Source organism: Primorskyibacter sedentarius (genome assembly GCF_004342065.1).
GTDB classification, from domain to species: domain Bacteria; phylum Pseudomonadota; class Alphaproteobacteria; order Rhodobacterales; family Rhodobacteraceae; genus Primorskyibacter; species Primorskyibacter sedentarius.
The window spans coordinates 1-8,810 of sequence record NZ_SLZU01000046.1; the positions used below are offsets into that span (position 1 = coordinate 1).

An 8,810-nucleotide genomic window follows, 5' to 3' on the forward strand; every position below is an offset into this window, starting at 1 on the left:
GCCGCATACGACGTCGTTATCCACGTCAGTAACGACGTCGTATAAGATCTACTAAGCGAATGCGGCAGGTGGTCCAAATCGGGCGGTTACTGTCGAAATGTGGTGACGGCGCAATGCGCGGACTGCTGTTCGAGGCGGCATCATGCGTCATCCGTCAGGTCAAACGCTTCTCACCGCTGAAAAGTTGGGCCATCCGTCTGGCGGGGCGGCGCGGGTTCCGCAAGGCGGCGGTCGCCACCGCGCGCAAAATCGCCGTGCTGATGCTGACACTCTGGAAAAACGAAACCGACTATCAATGGACAAAGGAGGCCAACGTCTGATCCGAATTCCTGCCGACGATGGCGGGGAGCCAAGTCCCGAAGGGGCGGAGGTTGATCGATCTCGTAAAAACGGTTGGGACGCAGGCACGCCCGCTCACCCCGCAAACGACATTGGAGACGATCCACCACCGAACACCACCATGAGGCGCGACCCGCGACCTCGTAGAGATGGGATGGTTGCCGCCCTCCCCAGACGGCATCGCAATGTGCCAAGTTGGTTGAGTTGAAATCAACTAAGCTGAGAGGACGGCAAAATGAAGGATACAATGATTGGCGTGGATTTGGCAAAATCAGTTTTCCAACTTCATGCCACATCTCTGACGGGTGAACTGAAGTTTCGCAAGAAACTTTCGCGGCAGGGCTTTGTTCGGTTTATGGAAGAACACGGTCCGGCTGTGGTCGTGATGGAGGCCTGTGGTGGTGCCAACTTCTGGTGCAGAGTACTGGTCAGATTGGGCCATGAGGTCAAACTCATTGCACCTCAATATGTTCAACCATTTGTTAAGCGACAGAAAAACGATGCGGCGGATGCGGAAGCAATTGTCATTGCGGCGCAACGCCCGGAAATGCGTTTTGTGGAGCCCAAGACCGAAGAACAGCAAGCAAGGGCCGTGGTCTTTCGTACACGTGAGCGGCTACTCTACCAAAGGACAGAACTGATCAATGTTCTGCGCTCCATCCTGTATGAGCATGGCCTGACGTTTCCGGCCGGCTTCGAGCAAATCGGCCGGATCGAAACGGCGCTGCGTGACTCCTCCATCGCGTTATCGGCTATCGTCCGCACCGAATGTCTCGATTTAATCCAACAGATCACAGAAAAGACAAATCGTATAAACAGGAAAACACAGATGGCAAAGGAGCTCGCAAGGGATGCGGAAACAGCGCGGCGGCTGCAGACGATGCCGGGCCTGGGGCCGATCACCGCATTGGCCATTGAAACCTTTGCGCCTCCAATGGAAACGTTCAAGTGCGGTCGGAGTTTTGCGGCTTGGCTTGGTCTTGTTCCGCGGCAGCATTCCTCTGGTGGCAAGGCCCGGTTGGGACGCATCTCCAAGGCGGGGCAGGCAGATATCCGAAGGCTTCTGATCACTGGCGCGATGTCGCGATTGAACTGGCTGGGCCGAAAAAGAATCCAGCCCGGTTCATGGTTGGCAAAAATGTTGGACAGAAAACCGAGGCTCCTTGTCGCGATTGCTCTAGCCAACAAGATGGCGCGGGCGATCTGGGCAATGCTCACCAAAGAGGAAGACTACCGGAACCTCGCACATCCCGCTGCAGTCTGACGACACGAAAAAACTGAGAACTAGATAGGAATAGTACAAGAAGTCGGCTCCTCGAATGGGCTAAATGATCGAAAGATCTGGATCGGGAAAACCAGCTTGGTTCTGTGAGCGCTTCAGCTCTTCGGAGAGATTTGGACCCGACCCGCTGATCACCATACCGGCCAGCGGCGTCTCTAGGGCCGCAAACCAAGGCCTTATAGAAGACCGCACTCGATCACACGCCAATCAAGGCAAAGAGTTCTTGCACTACGGGCGGCAACCATAGAAGAACCATGACCCCGGACGGACAAACCGCTCACCCGCTTGACAAGGCCGCAATCAGAGAACCGTTTTTGGCACGCAGGTTGTGGCAGGGGGTTTCTGGCAGCTCTTTCTGGGTGCCAACCAAATTTGGAAGCCGACGATTAGTTGGGAAGTATCTCGGCCCAAGCAAACGCGACGAACTCGACTAAGGCGGCGGTCGGACTTACGTCGAGGTTGAGGAGGACGGCGAAGGTAAGGATCAACGGCACGCCAATATTCAGAATGGCCGTAAGGAAAAGAATCGCGGCCTTTACGACCATGACTGGATCAAAATCGGAAAAGCCTTCCACGAGCGTTGCGTCGGACAGCGCAAAGTCGGATTCCTCAAGAATGCGATGTATTAAGAACGCCAGCCAGAGAAAGCCAAGGAATAGCGCGACAGCCTCAGCGAAAAGTTCCGGCGTATCATCAAACGGGATCGGAAAAAATGCCATCGCACCGTCCGTTGCGCCGTGCTTGCGCAGGAGCAGGATCGAAAAAGTCAGAAAGTAGATGCTATTTCGCGCCCGAGCGGCGGACGAACCAATTGTCCGATTGAAAAGGATCCGGACCGAAACGCGCCAGACGAAGCGTATGTTCGGTGACATGAGCCACCAAATTAAAATTCCAATAGCGTAGATGACGAGCAAACGCAGGAATACTCGCGGCGATAGGAGGTCCCGAGAGAAGAAAGACAAGATCAGATAGCACGTCAGCAATCCTAGGCTAATCTGCCACGCGCGACGCACACCCAATCTCATCGTTGCCTGTGCTGCGTCCCATGTGTCTGCCCTCTGCAGGACGATATATCTCTGTAACGTTTGCCACTCTTTTAATACGCGCCGAGAAGCAATTCGGCGATAGATGGGCAGGAGGCGGCTCCAACGATACAACATAAAGATAGGATACACATGCCTCACGTCCGTTGTAAATTAGCCTAAGTCACTTCGGGCCGAAGCAACTTTGATCTTCGGCCAAAACTAATGCGTTTCTGTCACAGGCGATAACGACTGTTTGTGCCGTAACGCCCATGCCGCGATAGCGGCTACCGCGCATAGCGCGGGGCCGGGTGGCCCTGGGCTGACCGGCCAAATCTGAATCCTCGCTCAGATCGAAACAGCCAAAAAGAAGCCCCGCCGAAGCGGGGCCAGTGTTTTTCTTCACCACAAAGAAAACTGTTATTCACATAGTAGCAGACCGGCGCATGTCTTGCCAGTTTGGACCGGGCACAGTCTCGTCAAACGCACGGCGCAAGCGTGGTACGGCATCCGTGCTGATCTGTCGGCACAAGAGCGAAAGGCAGGGCATCGAGCGTGATCCGCCCGGTGCCGTAGCTGTGTAGAAAGTCCAGAAGATAGACCGGATCGGCGGGGTAAGGCGCGCAATCCCATGCGCGGCGCAGCACTGCCCTTTCGTTTGCGGATAGGGCGGCGAGGCGGGCACGGGCTTCAAGCCATTTGCGGGCGCGGCGGCTGCGATCTCGGGCCTCTTGGGTTGTCCATTGATCGGCACGGGCGCGCATCACATCATCCTCGGACGGTTGCGCCTCGGCCACCAGGTCAGCCAGAAGGGGCAGAGCCTCGCGTTCAAGGCGCTGCTTTCGGCGCAGTGCGGCACGCTTGCGCGGCGTGGGCATCGAGCCGCCCCATCAAAGCTGCGATGAGGTCGCGCAAGGATGCTCGGTCGGCCAGATGCAGGGCGGCGCGTTCGCCAGCCGTCAAAGCAGCGGTCGTCGGTGCTGGCGCGGCGGCCGACATATCGGCGGCAAGGCCAGGCCCGGCCAGCTCGTCGGTCAGCGGGCGCAACATCGCAACAATCTCGTGATTCTCGGCGCGGTTCGCCTGTGCGGATTTCAGGATCAGGTGCAAGGTGTCGACCATGCTGGTCACGCGGCCTTTGTTTGTCTCGTTCTGGAATGCCATGTCTCAACCTCCTGCGAAGTAGGGGCAGGGCGCGACCGCCCCGCCTGCGATTTCATTCCATGCCTTCGGGCAACCACGCGTCGATCCGCGCGGCCTGCTCGTCGGTGATGCCAAGGGCGCTGCGCATGGACGCATCGCCAAACAGGCTTTCCAGCTTCTCGGCCTTCTCGCCTTTTTTCAGCTTGGCAAAGGTGGTGGCGGTGGGGTGATCTTCGGCAAGGTCCAGAAGATCGCACCACAGGTCGTTGAGGTACGGGCCAGCCACACGCTTGAAAAAGTTCTCGGCGGTGGGCGTCCAGACCTCGCGGATGCTCGGCTTGGTTTCCTTGTCGACCAATGCGGCCAGCTTCTCGTCGCCGCCCCGGTATTGCGCGGCAAGGAACCGGGTCAACTCGCCGCGCACATGATGGGCACCCTTCTTGCGGAAAGCCCGGAACGACGCGGCAAGGTCTTTGGTCTGCCACATATCGCGCGGCGGGTTGCTGGTCAGCCTTTCGTCCAAGAAGTAGCCTTCGGCCTCGGTGGTGGGCCAGTTCGGAACATCCGTAAGCGACACGCCAAGCGGGTTGTTCCAACGCAGATCGTGGCTCAACTGATAGGCCAGAAGGTCGAGCAACAGATCAGGATCACGCAAAACCGCGTGCTGCCGCGCGCCCTTGGCGATGCGGGACAGATCGTCGGCCAACTTGGCGGAGATAGCCGATTTGTGCGCGGCCTCGGTCTTGTGGGCCGATGTTCTCAGAAACCCGGCCTCAATCGCGGCGGGCCGATCTTCGCGGGTGATAAGCCCCTCGATGGTCTGCACGCTGCCGCTCTGATCGACATGGATCACAACGCCGGAAACGGCCTTCTGCTCGTCGCTGAACGCGCCTGCCAGAATGTTTTCCAAAGCGGCAAACTCGGCTTGGCCTGCCTCGTCCAGAACATCCGCCTCCATCATTTCGGCCAGTTCGTCATACCGTTCGGCCTCGGCTTCGGTCAGGTCGCCTTCCTCGGCATAGATGCGGTCCAGCTTGCGATCTTCAATGAAGTTCCAGCCGATATAGGTAATGTCCGACGCCTCGGCCCATTTCCAGCCTACGGCGGTCAGGGCCTGGGCCTCGGCGTCCAGCCTGGCCGCGAACAACTCGTCCAGAAGGTCCACATCATCCAGAAAGGTCTGCTCGGCAAACAGGTCACTGATCATGCGACCGCCTGCGGCCTCGTAAGCGTCCAGCCCGACAAAGACAGCGCGGCGGTCGGTCTGCCGCACGGCGTTGGGTTTGAGCATGTCCTTGATGCGGTGTTCGCTGTAGTTCTGACCGCGCACCTGTTCCAGCACGGCCAGCGTGTTCGCCTCGTCCTCGCTGATGGTGAAGGCGGCGGCATTGGAGAGGCTGATTTCTCCGGCTTTCAGCGCGTCCAGCACGGGCGCGGGAAGGCTTGCCAGTTTGAGCCTGCGGTAAACATGGCCTTCGGTCACGCCGTAGGCCACGGCGATTGCGGGCACGGTGACGCCGCGCCGCGCCATCGCGCCAAAGTCGCGGATTTCATCTGCCGGGTGCAGGGCTTCGCGTTGCGCGTTCTCGCTGGTGGCCCAAAACGCGGCGGTATCAAAATCGGGGGCCATGCGGACGGTCACGGTCTGAAACCGGGGATCGTCCTGCAACAAGGCAAGCGCGCGAAACCGCCTGCCGCCTGCCACGATGCCAACCTTGCCTGTCTCGTCCCGCAAGCCTGCGGGGTTCTGGATCAAGCCAAGCTGGCGGATGTTCTTGGCAAGGGCTTCGATCGCGTCCTCGCTCACGATGCTGCGTGGGTTCATGTCGTGCAGATAGAGGTCTGCAAAGGGGATTTGCTCGTCGGTGGCGGCAATGATTTTGCTCTGGTCTGTCATGGGTCTGTTCCCTGGTCTGTGGTGAAGGGGTGGGGGGCTGCACCTTGTCCGGTGCGGCGGGTCCGCTTGAGCGGCGCTAGTATTCGTGGCGTTGCAGGATGGTCAGAACGCGGCGGGTTTCAGAGGTATCCGCCGGGGCGTCGCTGCCGTACTTGAAGTCGGTGTCGAACAGATCGATCTTCCAGAACAGCTTGACGGTTTCGCCTGCGCATTCGATTTCAAACGCGCCAAAGCTGTGATCGCCGTAAGGGTCATTGTCCTCGGTGAAGGTGTCGAATGCCTGCACAGCCCGCATGATCTGAACCTGTGCGCCTGCGGACAGGCAGGCCACGCTTTGGGTCACGACGATCTTGCCGGGGATGGTAAAGTCAGCGCCCCAGGTCTTGCGGAATTGATCGTTCTGCTTGGCAATCACCTGCGCTTCGGCCTCGGCCTCTGTCAGTTCAACAGCGTCGGTCATGCTGCCTCTCCCGTGTGCAAAGTGACGTTTTCCACGCGGCCTTCGTTGAACAGGCGCGATGCCTTGCGAAACGACGCGGCATAGTCGTTCTGAGGCGGGGTGAGCATGTTGAGAATGGCGATGGGGCAACGCGCGTTGTTCGGACCCATCGTTTCGTCAACGAATTTCCAGCCGACTTCGCTGTCGGTGCGGTGCTGCAGGACGGTCATGCAGATCACGTCGCGGCGGTCGTTCCCGACAACCTCGACAGCGGCATAGGTGACAAAGCCGTAGCCATGCCCGATCACATGCCTGTCGGTCGAGAAGGCCAGCACCTTGATGCCAGCGCGTTCAACTTCCCTGAGCGCATACCGTGCCGCTTCGGCATCGGTTCTCACGTGATGATAGGCGGTCGTGTAACCCATTGGGCAACTCCTTCGTGGGGATGCCACGTTTCCGGTCTTTGCCGAAAATCGGGGCGGGGTTTCTGGCGAGGAAGCGCTGTGCGCGCCCCTCTCCTGAAAGCCTGCCTCCCGGCGAGGGCAGGGGGGGAACCGCTGCAATTCTGAAATCAAAGCCAAAGGGGAGGGGGATCACCCGGCCTGCACGAAGCGCCAAGCGCAGGAAGGTCGGGGAAACCCCTTTGGGTGCAGGTGTTCAGGGTTGCGGTGGGGGACCGGCGGTCCCCTTACAGACGCGCGGAACGCGCGGCCCAGGATGCAGGGGCGTTCGGAGCTTGCGACGAAACCCCCTGCTTATGTGATCTGCGCTGGCGCGGATCTCCGATCCACCTTTCGTCAGAGCTTTCCAGCCCGCCCCGGACAAGGGGACGGGGCAGGGTCTTGCAGGCGACGAGCTGGACGCGCCAACATATAGCGAAGAATGGCGAGGCGACTTGTGGGAAGGTCTGACGCCGCCCCATGCGATCGTCGCCCGAATGGGCCGCTCACAAGGCCGCAGCCGACCATGAGACACAGTGCGCGCCCTGGCTCGGATGAGACAGGGCGCGGGCTATTGGATCAGAGAGGATGGGGCCGAAGGGTGCGGGTCGAAGGCCAGCCATGCTGGCCGCAGACCAGGGCGCGGTGACATGATCGAGGATCATGGCAGGGGCCAACACACATCATTCGTTCGGTATCGAGATCCACCGATCTGGGCGAAAGTCGCAAGTGCGCAGACGGCGGGATTTGCAGAATCTTGGAAAGCACACCTGATTGTCGCACTAAGCTCGGTTGAACGCCGCGGCGCAGCTTAGGCATTGCAGCCGTTCGTGGATCGCGCAGCATTTTCGAGGGGCGAACAACGGCACTGCGGGACAAACCCGCCTCTTGCAGGCACAGCCATTGCTAACGCAGCATTCTCTCGCCCTTGCAGCATGTCAATTGCCGTGATGTTCGTTTCGTCGCCGAAGCGGACATCGCACTCCACCGCTATGGGCATGGACGAGACAGCCTTTGCTCGGCGAGGGATTGGCTGCTGGAAAACCAAAACAGGAACACGCTTGAATCCCGCCATTCATCATTTTTGCCTCGTCAAATGAGACGCCTGCGATCTAAAGGGAACGATCGAATACAACGGCTCACAATGTCCGGTGTAAGAGCGCGTGACGTGCTTGCGCGGATGGGGTGATATAGGGCTTCTCCGACCAACGTATCCAGAACCTGCCAACAGCTTTGATGGCCAGATCTTCTGTTCGATAGCAGGTCGAATTCTGATACCAAGCCCTTGAGGTTTTCGGAGCCGTCTCGTTGGCCTGGAGCGAATACGAGAAGCGTAATTTGCCTTTACACTGCAAATAGATTGCCGCCACGGAACCTATATTGTCGCTGGAAACATCCTAGACGGAGGCAATCACGGCTCCTACACTCATTGCGAGTGTGTTTGCTGTTGAACTGGCCCCTGAGAAGATTGGTGAGTGTTGTTTAAATGAGTGAAGTATTTTGGAAATCATAGCCGGTTCAAGCCAAATAAAGATGCCGCCTGACGACGGGAGCGGTGTAAAGGCCTTGGCACAACCGCATCCATCGCGGCGAGGAACTTCTCACGCCGCGCCTGTTTCTTCCTTATCGCCTGGCGGAGGCCTGGAAAGGTGGGCTGCTTGGGCAACGGCAGGGTTCCCGTTGCGTTCTCAACAGTCTACCCCAAGCCGCTCAAAGCATGAGGTTTTTCAGAGTTTTCATGACTTGTTTCGTCCGTCACGTTTGTGCAATGATCTTGCAAGTGGCCGAGGTTGCCGTCAGTGGAAATCTGTTCACCCGCATCATCGCAGCCATACATCGCCTGCGTTCACCACCGGTTTCCGCAAGAGGGCAACAACGGTAGAATCCAGAGGGAAGCGGCTTTGCAACTTCGTCCAAACGCATGAGGACCAGACAAAAGGTCTGGTCAAACCGGCCCGCAAACCCAGAAATGGCGTTCGGTCATGGCGTGAGATGCACGAACCACCGCTCAAAGGGCTCCAAAAGATTGATCGATACGCAAAGAGGCATCACCATTGTAAGAACTGCGCTCCACTTGCGGAATGTCGGTTCATAGAACAAACGCTCTGCACCCGCTGCTTTCAGCGCGTCGGTTTGAGCATCAAGATTCTGGTCTGTGGTTGAAACGCGAGCATATCCGATGAACATGCTATATGATGACAAGAAGCTTCCAAAACCTCAAACGCTTTGCCACAGGTTTTGGAACGGC

General features: G+C 58.4%; 9 protein-coding genes and 1 pseudogene. 2 read left to right on the forward strand and 8 right to left on the reverse strand.

The window, feature by feature from the left end:
* Window positions 1–113 precede the first annotated feature (113 nt).
* Together EDD52_RS22885 and EDD52_RS22890 are read left to right on the forward strand one after the other, a co-directional pair.
* Complete coding sequence (locus EDD52_RS22885) at window positions 114–320, forward strand: hypothetical protein (RefSeq protein WP_243652080.1); 207 nt, start codon at window positions 114–116, stop codon at window positions 318–320.
* Window positions 321–574: 254 nt separating this feature from the next.
* Window positions 575–1,603, forward strand: coding sequence for an IS110 family RNA-guided transposase (locus EDD52_RS22890; RefSeq protein ID WP_132248934.1), 1,029 nt, complete (start codon window positions 575–577; stop codon window positions 1,601–1,603).
* 404 nt (window positions 1,604–2,007) lie between these two features.
* Here EDD52_RS22890 and EDD52_RS22895 read toward each other — a convergent pair whose 3' ends face one another.
* The 8 genes and pseudogenes from EDD52_RS22895 to EDD52_RS24480 all read right to left on the reverse strand — a co-directional run bounded on the left by EDD52_RS22895 (window position 2,008) and on the right by EDD52_RS24480 (window position 8,749).
* On the reverse strand, window positions 2,008–2,493 hold the full coding sequence (locus EDD52_RS22895; RefSeq protein ID WP_207906084.1) for a hypothetical protein: 486 nt from the start codon (window positions 2,491–2,493) through the stop codon (window positions 2,008–2,010).
* Between the two features lie 629 nt (window positions 2,494–3,122).
* Window positions 3,123–3,521 (reverse strand): hypothetical protein, encoded by a 399-nt coding sequence (locus tag EDD52_RS22900; RefSeq protein WP_132248936.1) that lies wholly within the window; start codon window positions 3,519–3,521, stop codon window positions 3,123–3,125.
* Window positions 3,472–3,807, reverse strand: a complete 336-nt coding sequence (locus EDD52_RS22905) for a hypothetical protein (RefSeq protein WP_132248937.1) — start codon at window positions 3,805–3,807, stop codon at window positions 3,472–3,474. Before EDD52_RS22905 ends, EDD52_RS22900 begins: the two co-directional genes overlap by 50 nt.
* Before the next feature lie 52 nt (window positions 3,808–3,859).
* Window positions 3,860–5,683 (reverse strand): ParB/RepB/Spo0J family partition protein, encoded by a 1,824-nt coding sequence (locus tag EDD52_RS22910; protein ID WP_132248938.1) that lies wholly within the window; start codon window positions 5,681–5,683, stop codon window positions 3,860–3,862.
* A 76-nt stretch (window positions 5,684–5,759) separates the two neighbouring features.
* On the reverse strand, window positions 5,760–6,143 hold the full coding sequence (locus tag EDD52_RS22915; protein ID WP_132248939.1) for a DUF3768 domain-containing protein: 384 nt from the start codon (window positions 6,141–6,143) through the stop codon (window positions 5,760–5,762).
* Complete coding sequence (locus tag EDD52_RS22920) at window positions 6,140–6,547, reverse strand: hypothetical protein (RefSeq protein WP_132248940.1); 408 nt, start codon at window positions 6,545–6,547, stop codon at window positions 6,140–6,142. The genes EDD52_RS22915 and EDD52_RS22920 overlap by 4 nt, the downstream gene beginning before the upstream one ends.
* A gap of 1,582 nt (window positions 6,548–8,129) precedes the next feature.
* Window positions 8,130–8,228: pseudogene (locus tag EDD52_RS24435) on the reverse strand (IS5 family transposase); the annotation flags it as partial.
* A 314-nt stretch (window positions 8,229–8,542) separates the two neighbouring features.
* Entirely contained in the window at window positions 8,543–8,749 is a 207-nt protein-coding gene (locus EDD52_RS24480) for a recombinase family protein (RefSeq protein ID WP_132248941.1), read from the reverse strand.
* Window positions 8,750–8,810 lie beyond the last annotated feature (61 nt).